The following is an 18,121-nucleotide window of genomic DNA, read 5'->3' on the forward strand; positions in this document are numbered from 1 at the left end:
CTCATACGGGCGTTTACCGAAGCCCAAACGGAACAGCGGCTTGATCTCCTCTTCATTTCGGTGATGAATCATCCATGCTTTAGTTGGGCTAGCATCCATTTCGGCGTAGGCGACTCCGGTTTTCCAAAGCAAGTCCTCGTAGGAGGGAGGCACGGTATTTGGATTGTCCAAGCCGCGGGGAGCGCCCATTGGCCAGCGGTCCGGCTCAAAATTGATGATGTACAGATATTCCTCAGTCCGAATGGCCCGCTGCGGATAAGGCAACTCGCCTTTACGAGCGGAGGGGACATGCCTCTCCCGGCCGGTCACGACAAAGGTGCGCCCCGGGTCCACCTGACCGCTTATCTCGCTCAGCAGAACTGGCAGCAGACTGCGTCCCGTCATCGATTCTGGAACCGGCATCCCCGCCGCCTCCAGGAAGGTCGGCGAGCATAGCGTCCCCAGTCGTCGGCGAAAGCAAACAAGATATTCAAATCGAAATCACCTTTCCTTAGAAAGATTTTTACGTCTCCTCGGCAAATTAATCATTCAAAATCCTTACCTATACCACTCACCCACTAGTACAAGCATATTTATAGATTCATCCAGAAATACATTCTACAGTTATTTCCAAAATCCTTTGTCTCCTTCATTAGAGTGACTATTAAGCACTTCTGCCCGTTCGTATTATGAGGTCCAGTCTACAACTTTATTTTCCTAGTCTAATACTTTATTTTCCGAGTCTAATACTATATTTTTCAGTCTAATACTTTATTTTCTGCTGACATCTTGTCTAAACCAAATAGCAAGAACTTTACCCGATTTTGACAAGAACTGTAGAAATCAGGTCTTGCTGATTGTACAGAGTGATTCAACTCTAACCCTTGTCGTTCTAAGAACAATGAAGGATTATACGTACAAAAGTAAATAACTCCCCCTTTCGAGAACCCGCTCCTTAAGAGCGGTTTATTCTTAATCAAAGCCTCCCATCTGTCAGGTTGTTCGTCATAATTTGGGATTGAATATAAATTTCGCAAGAGAACAATTGGCAAAGATGTTTTTCAAGGCTTATTCGACGAATAATATGACGTCTATTGTACCCACTTTCTTCGTGTTAAACTTAAAATAACGACATGGAGGTGAGTGCAATGAATAACACGGAGTTGGATATTATACGGGAATACATTAAGGGTAAATATGTGCTCGAAAAATTGGAGTCTTACTTCTCAAGACATGACCTAATTGGAGAGGAAATTTTCCCATATCTCGGAGAAATCGGGAAAGATTTTGTGGTGCATCTGGGCGAGCGGTATTCATACCACCCAGTTATGAAGGATGTATTTATAAGGCGCATCCCGTTTTATTTCTACAAACCTGATGAGGTATCACTGAATAACATTGGCGATCTTAATCAATACATTATGGGAATCTTAAGGGAGCCCTTGGCATTTGAGGAATCCGAAGTGTGGCTCGAACGGCTGTATCAGGCGTTGGAGAAGATGTTTTACCATCATAAACTCGACCTTTTGACGATTTTCAATTATCCCATCGATCAAACCGGTCATGTAAGTCAAACTGAAATGTTGTTCCAATGGGCTCATTACTTGGATCTTGCTGAGAAGATGAACCTCCCAGAAAAAACACCGAAACATTTCATCGTTGCCTATAATTACGCGCTTGAGATGGTCGGGTTGCCCCCAATCATATATGAGATCGAAGAGGCATTTAACTATGAATATATTAGCCGGCAAGGAAATGAATTCGAGCTCCGCGGAAGGTTTCCTTGTGGCGAAGACGGACAACCCATCCTTAGATGGATCGGAGTAAAAATCAAAAATCCTAATAAGGTATGGGCAAAAGTGGACAAGAGATTGAAGGGTTCTCTTTATGTGGAGGCGAATCCGACCACTGCCATATGGGGATTGAATTGTTGGGGAAAACATGACGATGGAAGCGATGCTTGGTACCCGCTTTACGTCGGACCGCAGTTGATGGAATTCGATCCAGAGGCATTGAGAGATATCCGGAACCGGGAGAAGTTATCGCAGAAACAAGTCGCGGATGCAATCGGCGCTTCAGTGAGGACCTATCAAAAGTGGGAGAGCGGCCATACGACACCTGATAGTCATCATTTGCTGCGCCTAATGAACGTGTTAGATATACGGGATACGAAGGAATTGACCCGATGGATCGACATTGAAGTGTAATAGGTAAGCCTATTCGTCGAATTTAACGGAAAACGATAGCCCAATAAAAGTACAACACGGGGGCTGCCGCGCATCGATCATCACCGGCACCCCCCTAACCTTCTTGTCGCCTTACTATCGCGTGTCGAGTCCCAACCAGCCTAACCATGCTACGACCAGACGAAAAAGAGGTCGACCAGAAAGATCTGGTGACGATGATAAATAAAAAATTCTCCTCTGCTCCTTTCCTCTCCACACACCACCACACACATCCTGTTATATTCCAAAATTAATGAGAAAACGGAGCCCACGGTTTGCGTGGGATCCGTTTTATTGTTACAGAATTGATTAGAATCTGAGGGGTGCTGCTGCAGAAATTGCAGTTTGCAGCGGAATTCATTAGAAAAAAATCTAACCATTTTCTACAAAATCACCTTGTTAGTAAGGACATCCCCCTACTATTGGTTCGCTACGAATAAGCCGTGGGATCTAGCGGTAATTCGAGCCCCACGGTCTTCACTAAGGAATAGAACTTCCTCTTGCATGGACTCTTTCACTTTCAGATACGATCCAATAATCAAGTCATCCGGATTTTTGGTGTCCAAGCCATGTTGGCGGTTATAGTGTTCATCAATGGGGACAACCTTTAGCCTTCCTTCCGACTCAACTTGGGCAGTTTCGATTGCCTCCAACCCGGCTCTTGCTTGATGTCCGATCTCTGGATCAATTTTCAGTTTATCCAGTTCCAGAAACACCTTCTTACTAATGAGGACGGTGCTTTTTTTCGCCATATAGGGAATAACATTCGGATGGTTGATCACAAAATTAGTATCAAACGCAACTGTTTGTTCTGGTGATAGGGATATACCGAACGACTGGATCACCCGATCTTCAGGATTGCTGATGTCCAAAGTGATTTGCTTGGTCACGTTAAATTGGTTCACAAAACTTATTTCCACACGCATTCCAGTGTGCAGATACTTCGAGATGATGTAAGGATCTTCGAGACATTCTAATTTACGGCCGGCTATAGAAACCATTCTATCCCCTGCCTTTATTCCAGCTGCTGCAAATGGGCTACTCTGCTCGACGTACCTCACAAAGATGACCTGGTGCCCATTAAAGCTAGCACCAAATTTCTCGACAATCCCCTTCGCATTCACTTTTTCTAACGCTAATTCCATCGGCTTCAAGAGCAATGTCCTGACTTCAGATGGGGTGGCTATATGATATAAAGTGATTGGTACAGGTTGATCTTGCTCGACGACGGCTTGCAACTGATCTCGTAATAGCGCTGCGGTAGGTTTCTCTCCATTGACTTCCGTGATGATATCCCCTGTTATGATTCCGCTATAATAAAGCGGCCCGTTCGGATTACTATACTTGATTAACACACCGTTTTCATGGGATTCATAGGAAGCGTACCAATAATCGTCCGATAGCTTATCCGATGTTTGCTTAGGTGCGGGAGCAGGCACAATAGCCGAAATAATCGACATGATGATAAAAAAAGTGAGTAATAACAATGGCAGAGCAAGCACGAAAAGGATGATGATCCAGATCGAATCCAAGACAACAACTCCTTCAGATCATGATGAAAAGTTTTTTTGTCCATTATACCATCAAATTCCAACAAATTCTGCAACAAACTGTCCGATGATTTATGAAACAATTCTAATTAATTCTGGAATTTCACACCACCCCTCTAGGTTTGCTTTTTATTCATTTAGGATATAATGGTTAACATAGCTAACACGGTTAACACCTTGATTTTTCATGGTTTTTTAGTTAACCTATTATTATAAATAGGAGGTGTTGCGTCATGGCTCAAAAAAGCTTTAATCACATATCAGATGAAACCCAACAGGTGATAAACGATGCGATCAAGGCGTCAGGGCTTACGGATAAGGAATGGATTGCTGCAGCGACAGAGGTATGGAACCTGCAGGCGATGAAAACCGAGATTCCGGATTTCCGCAAGGAGATTGAGGAAGTCGAGGGGCTAACAAACCGGATTCGCAATGTGCTTATAAACCTGGCGCAACGTACAGCCTTCGAGAAGGACGACATTCGCAGGTACATGGAAGAAGCGCTAGAGGCTAAACGGCAAGAAATCGAAAACTTGCATGTATACCAGGCTCAACTTGAGAAGGACGTCAAGGCCGCAAACGAAGAAGTCGTACGAGAACAGAAATTACGTGCCGATGCCGAAAAGTATGCCGAGCAGGTAAAAGAGTCGGCGAACAATAGCAAAGCGTTGGCCGAGTCGTATAAAGAGAAGAACGAGGCTCTTACCGACCTGGTTACGAAGTACAAAGCCGGTCATGAGGAAGCTGAATCATTACGGCTGCAGCTAGGCGAAGCGAACCGGTCTATTACCGCACTAAGCAAAGAGCTACAATCCGAGCGTGAAAGCCTGGAAGTCATGGCTGCTGCAGGCAACGAGAGGGTACGCCAGCTTGAAGAACGCCACGAAGAACAGAAGCAACGCTTGGCCGAGAGACAGCAGACCGAGCTAGATAAAAAAGACGTCGAACGCGAGCGAGAAGTCCTGCGGGTGCGTACCGAGCTCCAGGAGCAGTCGACAGCCGAAATACGCAGCTTGTACGAGCGGATTGAACGCCTTAGAGGTGAACATGACCAAGCTGTCGAATATATGCGAAAAGACCACGAAAAGCGCGTAGAGGCATTGCAAGCACAAATGGCAACTATGAAAGCCGAATATGAACGCCGGATAGCAGAGCTCAAGAATTCGCCTAATGAAGGCAAATAAACACGGATGCGAGTTTTGTGTGGGATCGTTGCGTTTTAGTGGGGATGAATACACAGAGCGCCGGCAGTTGATCGAACGCGAGCTGCCGATATAAAACAGGTAGCATAACGGTACAGGTAACCTCGATCGAGTCGAAGTAAAAACCGTACAAAAGAACAGATAAATAATTGGTTGAATTTTCAGGCGCGGCGCTTCCTATCAAACACGAACTTAAAATGAATTATTAGAGGTAAAAGGTTTTGGAAAGGTAAAGGTTGAGAAGTACGGTAATGCTATTTTGAAAATCTTTAATGGGTAAAAAAACGTTGTGAAATAATAAAACCGGCATAAGAGAGCGGCAAAATTTTGCCTAAACTCTCTAAATGCCGGTTTTGATTACTTACTTTGCTTTCCAAAGTAAAATCCGAGCAGCGTGCCGAGAAGAGGACTGATAGCACCGAAAATTAATTTCAGAACTTCAATCGATTTATCAACATCGCCTTTGACAAGCAGCTGATACATAACGACCATGAGGATAAAAGTGACCATGATGCCGAAAAAGATAATCATCGTTTTGAGCAAAAACGAACGTTCCGTTTTGACTTCATCAATGACGATTTTCTCCTGATCACCCACTTTTATTTTACCCTTTGGGTCGGAGTCCAACTGGTCAATCTTGACTTCATCCCATTTGATTTCAGCCATAAGGACTCACCTCCCTCTCAAAAAAATGTTTCTAACCTCCCGCCTCCAGAATCCGTTATTACGGCAAGCCTGGATTTGGTAGCCCTGCTCTTGCAGTTGAAGGCTTACATTAAGCAGCGACAATGCATGAGAGATTGTTTCTTCGGGCTTCATATTTAATTTGTTGCACAGCTCTTGAACCTCTGCTGGCAATTTTCTTTCCGTTTCCATAGTCGTGCTGACTTCCATCATTGGTCGTCTCCTCCTACTAAATACACATAGTTTGATACTTCGTATGATTGCCATGGAATGTCACAGTCGTTGATTCCGCCGAACCTACCTATGGCACCACCTCCTTTCAAATGAAAAAGGTGTTACCCGTTATAAAGGGAACACCTTTTCATTGCATAATTTGAAACATTCTTTTATTAAAACGATCGTCATAATGAAACTGGAATATCTCATTAATGACCTTCGTCTTATTCCATCTCAGCACTTTCAGAACAGCTGCAGCGTAATGCTCATCATAGAAATAATCGAGATGCGCTGCAATAAAGTTCTTGTGAAGGGTTGGAATAATTCGTTTGCCCGTCGTTGCTTCCATATGAAGGATTTTCGTATATAAGCAGTGAGCTTTATACAAAAGGGTACCTTCCTGGATGATTGCAACTTTTTTTGGCCTCTTCGTCTTAAACATAATGATCATTTCCTTCCTCCTAACATATTTTGCAAATGCAAAAAACCGCCCATAGGGTGGTTTCTTTCTGCTAGAATTAACAAATATCCGAAAATGGATAGACGTATTCTAGTAGCATAGATCCAACCCATAGGGCGGTAGACTTGGAACAAGGTGATGATTGAAGAATAATAATATCTTACCATGTGCCTAGTATCTTGTAAATGAGTTCCAGTTAATAAAAAAAGCCAGTGCTCAGAAGCACTGACTTGTTTGCTTTTACATGACTTGCAGTGTAGTGGCAGCCTCTTCCTCCGTGTCCAACATAGCAAGTATAGCTAAATCGCGTTGAATAACGTCGGGTGTCATGCTCGGTTTTCCCGCAGCCCAATCGGAAGCAGCCATTCGTCTCCGCAGCTTTCTACCATATGCAAGAGTATCCAGTTCATGAGCGGATTGCCCACCAGCTCTCTTACCTGCCTGACCACCTATTGCGCCTTTAAGCATCTCCTTCATGACCTCAACCCCTTTATACATTAATTCTGGTAACTGAAAATCTCCAAAGTAACAAACCTTATTTGGTAATATAAACATACCATTATTCGCCTGTAAATTCAATGATATTCGATAATCTTCAACCAACGATTCCTTCAGTTCGGTAAGCTTGTCCAGCGGTTCAAGACTAGCAAAATCATTGTATCGTAAGTCAACAAGGTCTAGATACCCCGAGTATAGAAACCATTTATAACGATCGGAATTATTATGTAAGTTCAACTCATCGAACATCCGGTAATGTAACACATGGCCATACTCATGGATAAGGGTTTGTGCGCAGCGCTCATGCAGATCTAGCAGAGCCAAGTTCTCAATCAACTTATTTTGTTCATCAGGATCCATAAGTTGACGATAAAGTGTTAGCTCCCGAGCATCTCTTAGATACATTTTTCTTTCCGCCTTAATGCGCCCCATTGTATCATCAGGTAGCAAGAAGACCCACTCTTCTCCACGTCTATGGGGAGGACGACACATCAATGCAATGCTTGTCCCATCTAACCACGGACTCTTGAACCTAAAGTACAAATTGTAAACCTGGCACTCGTTAAGACGCGCGCCTTTTTGCAATGACTTCTTATAACCGCCGAATACCTCATGTTTTTGCCTGGGGATGAAATTGTAGTAAACTTTAGAATCCTTGTTGATTAAATAAGCCACCAGATCGGACTTACGACGAATATTCTGGACGCTAGCTTTATCCAGTTCTATTTCACCCAAATCCAGCTCGTTCCAATCAATATCAGACTCCTCAATGACCATTGACTCGCCATAAACAATAATCTGTTCAGCCTTTGCATCCATTCGTTTCACAATTTATATCCTCCGTGGTAAATCTCTTTTTAGCATATCATCTACACCACTTTTTGGGTAGCTTGTTCCCAACTTAGAAACCAGAAAACAGAGGAGTCGGAAACACCCGCTCCTCTGTCAACTAATTCACTTTAATAAAAGCTGTTCAAATTCAGAATCCTCATGTATAAATTCACATAAGGGAATCCGTTTCCCTTTCTGGTACTTCATAGTGTGGCCGATTGATGTCTCTAGGTTTTTGAGCCTCTCCCATGCGTCAGGGAACAGTTTTGCGACCGCCGAGAGCTCCTCCGACGAGGCAAAGATACACCACCGACAACTGACCCTAGAAGTCCATTGATACGCCTCATGCTCTTTTACGCCGGCTGATCGTATCAATTCGCTGACTTCAAATTTCTTAAGATGAAGGATCGGGCGGAAATTATACACGTACCTACCCTTCGTTTCTGCAGTCGCGCTGTTCACTTGCCAGCAGGGATACCCGGCTCGCCTAGAAGACTCCTCGTGCCTCTCGCCCGTGACACACAAAATATTCCCTTTGCTTCGGGTCCGAGCATACTTCAAGTATACGTCGCGTTTTAAGTACGAGGTGCAATATCGCGCGGAGCTGTCCGGAAACATTCCCCGCTCCCTAATTCTAGTCTCAAAACCCTTCTCATCCCATGCAACAACAAGCGGTAAATCGCCGAAATGGCGACTTAGGTATTCGAGGTGCGACTGGGTGGAAGGCCAATCAAAGAAGACTTCGTTCTCGGGCGGACCATCTACGCGAGCGTGAAATAGGGTCACCTTCTCCTTTGGAACGTTATATCCGTAAAGCATATAGAGTAGGGCTGCCGTTGAATCGTTTCCACCGGATATATTTACGTCAATCCAATCGAAGGATTCCAATGGCGGCATTTCCTCGGGGTAAGGCAGAAAACGATCAATTTTTACCGGAGAATTCTGGGTTCCTTTTATCATATAGTATAAGCCTCCTTTGAAAAATAGAAAAGAGGCCGCACGTATTGTGCCAAGCCTCTTCTTTGTACATAGGGAATTTAACCAAGCGAGAGCAGCAATTGATTTTCCATAAACTTTGCCGGGCGCTTGACTTTTTTCTTTCCAGAAGCAGCAGCGAGCTCCGCAAACGTAAGGAGCTGGATGGTTTCGACCTCCTGCTTCTGCTTCGGAGTAGCCACTTCGGTAATGACCGTCTCTGCAGTTTTGGTGCCGAAAATATCGAACAGATCCAACACCTCTACATCGACATCCATAACCGCATCTTCGCTCTGATAAGTCGCAGCCGGCGCAAGAACTTGTTCTTCTTCCTGCTGCTCCTTTTCACGAGCTGCACGCCATACCTCCGGATCCAACCCGCAAAGACGTATGGTGGCATCCGCAAGTTCCTTCATACGCTGCTTCAGCACATCCTTGAAGTTGGCTTCGGCAATCATTTCTACACCTTCGAGTTCCTTCGCCGCAATCTTCTGCCATGCCTGCGCCACATCCGCAGACGCGAAACAGGAGGCCAAGTCTCGAGCGAGGGATGACTGCGAGTCCCGTGAGTACTGTGCAAGCTCGCTCTTGTCGATCCTGCCCTCCGTCTGAAGGGCATGCCCGCGTCCATTCATAATATGAATGAATTGTTTCATGGCTTGGCTGCCCTGATAAACAGGGTAATATACTTTACAGAGCATATCTTGCCCTATGCGCCATGCCCGACGAGAACTTTGCCGAACCGTGCTCACCTCATACGACATTTGGTAAAAAATGATTGTTGGCCAGAATAAGAGATCAAGTCCAACCTCCACTAGCTTCTGATTACATATTATTACAGGTATCCCTGCTTCTTCATATTCGGCGATCCGTTCAGACCTTAGCTCCGTATTCGGCTCATCGAGGATCTGACACCTTATCCCGTTTCGAGATAAAATGTCCCTTAGCCTCTCATTCATTCCATACCGGCCTGTATACGAGTTGTAAATCGTCACGCGCCTACCTTCGGCAATCTCCTGCTTGACCGTTTCAACGAGCCATCGTTCCTTCGCATGAAGCTCGCTGCCATCACCAATCGGCTCGGCAAACACGGTTTCTTCCCCGACCGTTACGGACATCCCAAGATCCGGCCGGTCTGCGTAGACGAGGGTAGCGGGATTAAACTTGCTCCACACGCCAGCGTTACCGCTTACCGCGGATGCCTGGGCGCATACATCGTATAGATGGTTATGAAATGCTGAATATCTGGCACGATGTTCCTCATCCATATCTAGAAATACTGGAATTTCTTTCAATTCCACCAAAGGAAGGCCCATATCCGGTAACTCAATGAAGGCTGCCTTATGAAGCAGAAATTGGGCGGTCAGCTGCGGCGCTATGCCAGGAGCTTCCTTTGTCGTGACGGATTTCTTCTTCCGTCTCGTAACGACGCCCTCATCACCTTCGTTATCATGGATAATTTCCTCGATCTTCCCATAACGCTTTGCCCAATCCACATCACCAGAATCGAAGGTAATGCCAGCATCAATCAGTGACTTCGGATCGGTCCGCCAAAGAAGCTCCTTGATCGAAGTACTTTTCCCGTTCGTGGGAGTTCCTGTCAACATGAGCGTTCGACGAGCTGCCTTTACCATTTGAGCAAAAGCATCCCCGCGTCCGGAGTCCCCGGCCTTGCACTGATGGGCTTCATCACAGATATACAGGTCAAAGTATCGCTTGGTGCGCTTTAGGACCTGGGATATATTTACTCGAGGCTTGTTCTTCGTCTCACCGCGCGACTTCAGCGCGGGCCGGTAGAAACAATTGCCGCACTCCCGATCGGGGAAGTTCAGCTGTCGCTCCTTTAATGCTGCCTTTCGTTGTTTTTCGTCCATACCATCATCGGTACGGCACCCAACAAGGGATACAACATTATCGCATCTTGTAAGGAGTCCCGCCTTACGAACCCACTTTATCGGGAAATCTTTCGGTATACCATTTGGAAGTAATTCTCGCTTCGCTTTGGCTTCACGAATCGCATCCGGGAATGGAGCAAATCCTTCCGCAAAAACGTTCCAAGTTGCGGGTACTTTATCTCCTTTCCCCTTTCCATCTAGATATACCATGATCGGCTGGCCACAATCCCCACAATGCCATGCATATACGGGTTCACCATGCTCCTTCTCACCATAAATCGGTTTCCATATGCCACCAAAGTACGTCTCCGATCCAAGCTTTGCCCGGTCAATCCCTACGAGTGTAAATTCTAATCCTGCCGGCCTATACCCGCTCCGTACTTTCTTGAGCAGTTGCAGCGCTTCATTCCCGCTCCGGATGATATTTACTTTTGCTCCCGGGATGGTGCCCTCAATTTCTTTAGCTTTCCATTTCGGCAGCGTGATTCCTGGTGCGGATAATAAGACCGGCATACCTTGATGGTTAGCATTCCGTCTACGCTTTCGAGAGTGCAAAACGTGTGAAACGGCACAGGCAATGATTGACTTTCCGCTGCCCATGTCCCCCCCACAGAAAACTTCCTCATTCTCGAACGTATTAACGATGGCCTGGGCCATATGTGCTTGAACCGGAAAAGGTATCCGCTTCAAGTCGGCTATAGCCGGGTCAACTCGATCATCAAAGGTATGCCGTGGCTGCTTGGCTTCAAGCTGCTTCGCAAGCTGCGAGGCATTATTACGAAGATACTCGGACATGCTCCATGTCGGATCGAATACACCTTCTATGGGGCTTTCGGGTATTCGCAACCTACCCTCTTGAAGTGCATCGGAGAGTGCGTTTAGAATTTTTTCCTCCGTCCCATAAAAGAAGGCTGCCTTCGCATTTTGCCATTCAGGGAGCTCAGGATTTATTTCCACTTGTAGGGAAGTGAAGAAGTCATCCAATATTCGGATGTAGTCCTTTCTCCACTCCTCCGGCAAGCCGAAGCGGGACATCGCATGCTGCACAATAGCTCCGTGAAGATCACCATCCGGCGCAAAGATGAACGCCCGATTGTTCTTCTCCTCTTCGCTGTCCTGCTGGGTCTCAGCAATCTCGAAAAGCGAGTTATAGACGACACCATGCGCTAACCTACCGTCGTTGCCGATTTCCTTCTCGACTCTCCGGTACGCATCCATAATGTTACGGGCATAGGGACGCTGGTTATACGTGACCTCTCTGCCTTCCAAAATGCTTGCTGTTACCGCTTTAACTTCTTCGGGAACACCAACGTATGAAGCAAACAATAATTCGCGATTGCGGCCGCGCCCATGATCCCATATTAAAATATGGGGAACAACACTAAACGATCGGTCTACAGCTTGTACGCGCAGGACTTGTTCACTTCGTTTCATACGATCGACCTCCGATGGTTATAAACTCAATGAGCCCCACGAACTCCCAACTGAGATATTGCCGAAGTTCTTCCATGCTCACTTTTTTCCCCATCTCATGATCGATGCTTCTCCACTTATATCGAATAGACATGTGTCTTCGCCCTGTAGGTACATCCTGTCGATCGGGCTCCCTCCCTGTAAATAATAAGAAAAAGCAAGCTGAAGCTTTACGCTCCAACCTGCTTCCTTGAAAACGCATTACTTCAAATCGATTACACCATCCGGGGTATATGCCCGTATAATGCTCGCGAAATGATGAATCCTGCGGGTTCCTACATAGTTTCCTTCGTCATCGTGCATGGCTTCGTCATCCGTTCGTTTTTTGGTGACGCCGGCTATAATATGGCTTCCCATATTACCTCCTACGGCTCCAGCAGCAATGGCGATCCCTAAGTGTCCCGGCTTCAGCGGAAGCATGGGACGCTTCATGGTTGCCGCGCTGCTAAGCTGCGCCAAACGATTTCGGATATCTCCCAGAGCGGACGAACTTACAAAATCCTTTGCCATTTCCTCCGGATGGAGCGGGCCTGCTCGAAACATCAGTTCCCCATCCGATTCACACGGAGGGACCTCAAACGGCTCCATATCCTCAAGGGTGGGCAACATATCCCGCTCCCCTTCGCCAATAGCGACGAGCGTTTTATATGCCTTCTTTTGATCCGCGGTTGACGCCTTACCCAAACGACCTACGACGACAACTTGTTTAAAGATGTCATAGTTCGCATCGGTAAACCGGAACACCTTCAGATCATGGAAGCGACCACTTAAGACGCCGGCTGTATCCTTGACTACGTACTGCGGAATGCAGAAAAGCAAGATGCCCCCTTTTTGTAGAACACCTTGCTTCGAACCGGTAAGGGCGCGTAGGAAAGTCAACTCCGTTCGTTCGGAAAAGCCGTTTTGATACGGTGGGTTCAGCCATAATAAGCTAAACTTCGGTTCCGTCCGGATGAATTGATATCCTTCGTGCAAAACATGGTCAAGAACTTTCTCAGCCACTTCATACCGGCCCTCTTCGATTTCACTTCCATAGGAGCGGGTTTTGGCAGCCCCCTTCTCATGGAATGCTTGTGTAAGCATCGAGAGAGCTTCCCCTTCCCCGCAGCAAGGATCATAAGTGTAGAACGGCTTCTCTCCTGCATCATCTGGAATATGCAGTGCTCGTAGTAGCAGCTCCATTTCTTCAGGTGGAGTGGCGTAGTAACCAGCTTTGGATTCCGATGCTAATCTTGCCATTCGCGGATCACCTCATACGAAGCAGGCTGTTGTTTCTTTTGACCCTGCCATTGTTTCACAATTCCGGAACCCTCGAGGTGCCGTTCAACAAAATAAACTACAACCGCCATGATCGAAATGAATACGACCGCTATTAAAAAAACGGTCAACCTACCTCCGGGAATAGCATCGTTCCATAATCCCACATCATTGATAATTTCCATAAGGACCTCCTTTTCCACGAGCAAACGAAAGTGCCAATGGCACGATCGTTTGTAGGCTCGTGCCACCGACATTTGTTCGCCCTGGTGGGAGGCGAAATGTATAAAAAAACGCCTGAAGCAGTATTTCTGCTCAACAAGCGCTTTTTCCAAACATAAATTTCGGCGTAAAAATAAAAAAAGCCAGTTACGCACGCACCTCTCCCGATAAAAGGGATAATAGCGTCCCATAGGGAGCTCGTGCTTGCGTAAACTGGCTGTTGTGCCGAAATGTCTTGTTCCCATTATACGTCAATAAATGAATTACCGTCAATGTTTAGATCAATTATCCAGCTATAACAAAATACTTCTCATTTACCTATCATTCAATACAATTGATAGAAGCGGTGTTCATCCTTATACATCGTTACGTCAAGGAATATTTGATCAACAACTCTCGACTCGGCCACTTCGTAGAAATCTTTAAAATACTCTACAAAATCTTTAATTATAAAGGCGTCAGCTTCAAAGGTAAGATCCCCAAGTTCCGCGACTAGTGAGAAAACAATATATCGTTTTCCATCGGTATAACTAACAAATTTCTTCTCACTATCTTTAATCTGTTTGAGTAGATTTTCAGCTAAAAGATAGTAATTATCTAATGATGGCTTAGAAGCAAATAACTCATCGGAGGTTATTCTTTGTGGATCAAAAATGAATACAATACCGGTATCATTGCCCGTTTCGTAAATAACAGAGCGTTCGTAAACATCTACGCTGTTATTCTCCTTAAGAAAATATTGATAACGATCGTCATCATTATTTGAACTATTAATGTTCTTTAAGTAATCATTACCTTCCCGAGAATAAGCTACCTTAATAAAATCATTTTCATAAATAAAACTGTGCGGCTCATGATAAAGCAAATGATCTTTTAAGGCATCTAAAAATTCCGATGCAAATAATTCGATATCCTTTTCGGACATAGGCTTAATCGAGAGATGAAAGCAAATAGGTTCTCTCAAATAATGATCCCATCGTGCAACCCTATCCAAGAATTTATGAATAATAAAATGTAAGTTACGTTGTTTTTTACTAAATTTGAAAAGCAGTCTCTTATGCTCCACATAAAGCTTTTGGTTTTTATCCTTCCGATTAATATACTCCACATCAGCTCCGCTGGAACTCGCATCCAAAATAGTTTCCGTAGGAATGAATTCCGTTTGACAAAATTGATTAAATTCATCTATGAATGACTGAAGAATATCAACCGTCTCTTGATGCTTCTTCCCTATATATGGATTCATAAAGGTTTCCTCCAACTAATATATCCTATATTCAAATTAATTCATTTGAATTTTAACCGTATAAGCGGAAGGTTTTCCCTTAAATTCATATGAACCATGAATTGTTAATTCATTTTTAGTAATTTTGTATAGCTCATATAGAGAAATACTAGGAGGAATATTATCTATTGTTGTAAGGTTCGTTGGTTTAAATTGATCATTTAAATATCCGAGTTTTACTTTGTCATCCTCACGCTCAATATATACCCATTGACCCTTTTCTGACATCCCTATAATATCTCCCTTTAAAAATGGATAACGAATAGGTTGTCCTGCTTGATCATACTGAGGCTCCCCGGTCTTTAAATCAAATAAGTTGAACTTATCATTACTCATGGTAATTATGGTATTATTAGCGAAATTCACGAAGCGGAATTCAGAAGCATTCATTTTATTTAGATTTGGAATCGTTATTGGATTCGACATATCTTTTAATAAATAAAGTTTAAATACCTTTTCGTCTCGAACTACAAAAGCATATCCCTCGGAAGTTAATAAATCGTCTTTGATTCCTAAACCCCATGGCTGTCCAAGATTCGGAGATCCTAGTGAGATCTCTTTAATGCTCTGATCCTGGTCTATTTGTTTAATATTTAGGACATTCTTGTCAAAATAGAAGAAGCCGCCCGGGATTGGATTCCGCTCTCTTTTTGCAGATCCATCATCAAGAACCTTATCCTTGTAAATCCATTTGTTATCCTTAGCAGCGGAAACATAAAATTTATCACTTGCTGAAAAGAGCGTGTAAATAACCCCGTTTTTTTCGTAAAGATGTACATTTGTAGTAGCATTTGATAATGATAAGTCTGTAAAACCTTCAACACCGACTTGACGGATTGTCTCTTTGAGGACGAAGGGAGCTGCTGGCTGAGTAGATGCTTGAGTAGGTGCTTCATTTACTGCTTTTTGACCTGTAACGTTTGTATTGTTGTTTTTTGTTTGTTCTGCCGTTTGCTGAGTTTGCTTTGGTGAACATGCTGCCAAACTAATAGCAATTGCTAGGAATATCAGTGGTTTCCTCATCTTTTTCACTCCAGAATATTTTTTTTATCTTCGTTATTATACTGAGCTTGCTTTTGAAACTGACATGACTGTATATTTCAAGGCTTCTACGTATGGTAAGTAAAAGGCTCCGATTTTCCCTTTTTCCATTTGTTCAAGCACAAACTCTTTGGGTAGCGATTTTTTATAGGAACGTTTCTCCGTCATGGCATCATATACGTCACATACAGCCACGATCCTGGATAAAGCATCGTCGGGGATCATCCGTTTTGGATAACCATACCCATCTTCTCGTTCATGATGGCCTTCAACCGCGGATATGATGTTTTGGCCATAGCCGTTATCGATCAATAGCTGCACACCGTACTCAACATGTTTCTGTAAAAATTGGTACTCGCATTCCGTCAGTTTACCTTGCTTGGATAGAATCTGATTTGGTATTTTCAACTTTCCTACATCGTGTAGCGAGCCGGACCGTAACGCAGTAATGCATTGATCATGTTCCATTCCAACCCGCAGGGCTACCTGGAAGCAGAGTTGGGAAACACGAAGGGAATGATAGTAAGTTTCCGCATGGTGTTTCCTTAAACGTTCCAATATGAGATAGTCTGGCATACTCTCACCCCACCCAAACTCCAAATTTTTATTCCCTGGGACATGAAACACAAGTCGTTATCGGAACCGGACGCTTGCAACACTACTGATCACTATGGGTTCTTGCCTTCCAAAGCCAATTAAATTTTGACGAATTTCAACAATAGCAACGATTGAAGGCCCATAGATCGTGACATCTACGTTTCTTGTAACCTGCATCGATGTTCCACCATTTGCAACGATCGAGCGATGAATGATAAACGGATAGCTCGGATTCGTTACAAATTCAAGATAGTGAACTACCGGCGCCTGACTTAAATAGCTCCCGTTGACAGGAGTGTTCGTAGAATCGAGGCGCATATTAAGACGTAAGTATTTATAAAAGCTGTTTGTACCCGCTACCGTGTTCCAGACAAGAGAGCCTTTCGCAGCTAATACCGGATCTATATCTAACGAAGCAGCGTGGGTGGCATGATCCAGAAGTGGCTTTGTTTTATCCGTAACGACAGTTTGGAGCATCCAGTTTACAACGACCACCCACATCCAAATCATTGCTAATATAGCAAGGAGGGAAAATAACAAGATATGCACGCCACCGCGCTGCTCGCGAAATAAATCATGGTTTCGCCGGCGAAGTGCAGTTAGCCAGTTCACCTTAATTCCCCCTCATCAATTGAAAGCTTCACTTCTACCATAAATGGTTATAACATAATAACCCTCGTTAGTTGAGCTGCTTCCCGAACTACGGATCGCAGCAAGCATTTTGGTCAGATTCGGAGCGGGGTATTTTATAGATAGCGTGATTGTAGGATCTGCAGCGTCCTTAAAAACTTTCGTCGTTGTGCTGCCCGCAAATGACGGGTAACTTGTCCCTCCAACGGCAACTGCTCCGAGCCCCAATGCCGTTAACCTTGCATTTGTATTCGATATGACGGTTGGACTTACATACCCCACCGCCTCGGCCTCTTTCAAAGCGTGGTTCGCAATCGTATGCATATGATCGAGTCGCATTGCGTAAACAAAAAAAGGTACGATCGCAAAGCACAAGAATAAAAGGAGGGGCATTACAAGCAACGTCACTAGGAGGTTTGCAATGCCCCTTTCATTAGTAAGAACAAGGATATATCGGCTCTTAAGCATATATCGATCACTTCTGTCCTGTTTTCTAATTGGTGCTATAATCAAAACTTCGGGATGCATTGGTAACCCGGTTATGGCCATTCTGGAGGTCTTTTACGATTCCGCCATTACCAAGGAAAACGAAAACTCCAATTCCGAAAATAAACGTCAGCAACAGTAAAGTAATAATGAGTTTTGACATAGTTCAGGGGGACGTAACCGTGACTGCACCCGTCGATTCGTTTACGTTTGCTCCGGTAACAGAAGTGTTTATTTTTCCTGATTTGTCAACAGCCGCAGGGGCAATCTTCGTTCCCCCCACATACAAGCCAGCTCCGGCCAGCAACACACATACCAATAACGTTACGACAAGCTTTGTCAAAGATTACTCCTCCAGTTAGAAAATTTAAAATTATTAGTTAAGACACGGATAATAATATTAAGGTGCTGTTCCCGTAAACGCTCCAGTTGCTGCGTTTACTGAAGCCCCTGTTACAGAAGTATTTACATTTGTAGATTTCGTCACAGCTGCAGGAGCAATCTTCGTCCCCCCCACATACAGGCCGGCTCCCGCCAGCAACACACATACCAATAACGTTACAACAAGCTTTGTCAAGATTATTCCTCCTATCCCATAATGCTAGTTTTTCAATA

At 44.5% G+C, this 18,121-nt stretch carries 18 protein-coding genes; 2 read left to right on the forward strand and 16 right to left on the reverse strand.

The features are described from left to right. The coding region (locus tag ACFQI7_RS27350) for a hypothetical protein (protein WP_377517935.1) at positions 1-402 on the reverse strand (402 nt) is incomplete at its 3' end. A 725-nt stretch (positions 403-1,127) separates the two neighbouring features. Here ACFQI7_RS27350 and ACFQI7_RS27355 point away from each other — a divergent pair. After that, positions 1,128-2,186, forward strand: coding sequence for a helix-turn-helix domain-containing protein (locus ACFQI7_RS27355; RefSeq protein WP_218101209.1), 1,059 nt, complete (start codon positions 1,128-1,130; stop codon positions 2,184-2,186). Positions 2,187-2,623: 437 nt separating this feature from the next. Here the strand turns inward: ACFQI7_RS27355 and ACFQI7_RS27360 are convergent, their stop codons facing one another. Beyond that, the gene (locus ACFQI7_RS27360; RefSeq protein WP_218101208.1) at positions 2,624-3,736 is read right to left on the reverse strand and encodes a PIN domain-containing protein; all 1,113 of its coding nucleotides are present in this window, start codon (positions 3,734-3,736) and stop codon (positions 2,624-2,626) included. A gap of 251 nt (positions 3,737-3,987) precedes the next feature. Here ACFQI7_RS27360 and ACFQI7_RS27365 point away from each other — a divergent pair, with 251 nt between their 5' ends. Beyond that, a complete protein-coding gene (locus ACFQI7_RS27365) occupies positions 3,988-4,938 on the forward strand; it encodes a coiled-coil domain-containing protein (protein ID WP_218101207.1) in 951 nt (316 codons plus the stop codon). A 375-nt stretch (positions 4,939-5,313) separates the two neighbouring features. On the opposite strand, the gene ACFQI7_RS27370 is transcribed toward ACFQI7_RS27365, so the two are convergent. From ACFQI7_RS27370 to ACFQI7_RS27435, 14 genes are all read right to left on the reverse strand, one after another. Further along, positions 5,314-5,622, reverse strand: a complete 309-nt coding sequence (locus ACFQI7_RS27370) for a hypothetical protein (RefSeq protein WP_218101206.1) — start codon at positions 5,620-5,622, stop codon at positions 5,314-5,316. Between the two features lie 6 nt (positions 5,623-5,628). Beyond that, positions 5,629-5,853, reverse strand: coding sequence for a hypothetical protein (locus tag ACFQI7_RS27375; protein ID WP_218101205.1), 225 nt, complete (start codon positions 5,851-5,853; stop codon positions 5,629-5,631). A 148-nt stretch (positions 5,854-6,001) separates the two neighbouring features. Further along, positions 6,002-6,307, reverse strand: a complete 306-nt coding sequence (locus tag ACFQI7_RS27380; protein WP_218101204.1) for a hypothetical protein — start codon at positions 6,305-6,307, stop codon at positions 6,002-6,004. A 249-nt stretch (positions 6,308-6,556) separates the two neighbouring features. After that, positions 6,557-7,642, reverse strand: coding sequence for a hypothetical protein (locus ACFQI7_RS27385; RefSeq protein ID WP_218101203.1), 1,086 nt, complete (start codon positions 7,640-7,642; stop codon positions 6,557-6,559). Between the two features lie 126 nt (positions 7,643-7,768). Then, positions 7,769-8,605: a phosphoadenosine phosphosulfate reductase domain-containing protein gene (locus ACFQI7_RS27390; protein ID WP_218101202.1), complete on the reverse strand. Its 837-nt coding sequence runs from the start codon at positions 8,603-8,605 to the stop codon at positions 7,769-7,771. A gap of 77 nt (positions 8,606-8,682) precedes the next feature. Further along, positions 8,683-11,949, reverse strand: a complete 3,267-nt coding sequence (locus ACFQI7_RS27395; protein WP_218101201.1) for a helicase-related protein — start codon at positions 11,947-11,949, stop codon at positions 8,683-8,685. Continuing rightward, on the reverse strand, positions 11,936-12,082 hold the full coding sequence (locus ACFQI7_RS27400) for a hypothetical protein (RefSeq protein WP_218101200.1): 147 nt from the start codon (positions 12,080-12,082) through the stop codon (positions 11,936-11,938). Before ACFQI7_RS27400 ends, ACFQI7_RS27395 begins: the two co-directional genes overlap by 14 nt. A 107-nt stretch (positions 12,083-12,189) precedes the next feature. Beyond that, positions 12,190-13,227 carry a DUF6094 domain-containing protein gene (locus ACFQI7_RS27405; RefSeq protein WP_218101199.1) on the reverse strand — a complete coding sequence of 346 codons (1,038 nt, stop codon included), beginning with the start codon at positions 13,225-13,227 and terminating at the stop codon, positions 12,190-12,192. Beyond that, entirely contained in the window at positions 13,215-13,430 is a 216-nt protein-coding gene (locus tag ACFQI7_RS27410; RefSeq protein WP_218101198.1) for a hypothetical protein, read from the reverse strand. The genes ACFQI7_RS27405 and ACFQI7_RS27410 overlap by 13 nt, the downstream gene beginning before the upstream one ends. A 362-nt stretch (positions 13,431-13,792) precedes the next feature. Next, entirely contained in the window at positions 13,793-14,713 is a 921-nt protein-coding gene (locus tag ACFQI7_RS27415) for a hypothetical protein (protein ID WP_218101197.1), read from the reverse strand. 36 nt (positions 14,714-14,749) lie between these two features. Next, the gene (locus tag ACFQI7_RS27420; RefSeq protein ID WP_218101196.1) at positions 14,750-15,775 is read right to left on the reverse strand and encodes a hypothetical protein; all 1,026 of its coding nucleotides are present in this window, start codon (positions 15,773-15,775) and stop codon (positions 14,750-14,752) included. A 36-nt stretch (positions 15,776-15,811) separates the two neighbouring features. Further along, positions 15,812-16,369: an HD-GYP domain-containing protein gene (locus tag ACFQI7_RS27425; RefSeq protein WP_218101195.1), complete on the reverse strand. Its 558-nt coding sequence runs from the start codon at positions 16,367-16,369 to the stop codon at positions 15,812-15,814. Between the two features lie 57 nt (positions 16,370-16,426). Next, positions 16,427-17,002: a hypothetical protein gene (locus ACFQI7_RS27430; protein ID WP_230415348.1), complete on the reverse strand. Its 576-nt coding sequence runs from the start codon at positions 17,000-17,002 to the stop codon at positions 16,427-16,429. A gap of 904 nt (positions 17,003-17,906) precedes the next feature. Further along, complete coding sequence (locus ACFQI7_RS27435) at positions 17,907-18,083, reverse strand: hypothetical protein (protein ID WP_218101194.1); 177 nt, start codon at positions 18,081-18,083, stop codon at positions 17,907-17,909. Positions 18,084-18,121 lie beyond the last annotated feature (38 nt).

It is taken from the genome of Paenibacillus allorhizosphaerae, from assembly GCF_042659105.1.
Taxonomy (GTDB): Bacteria; Bacillota; Bacilli; order Paenibacillales; family NBRC-103111; genus Paenibacillus_G; species Paenibacillus_G allorhizosphaerae.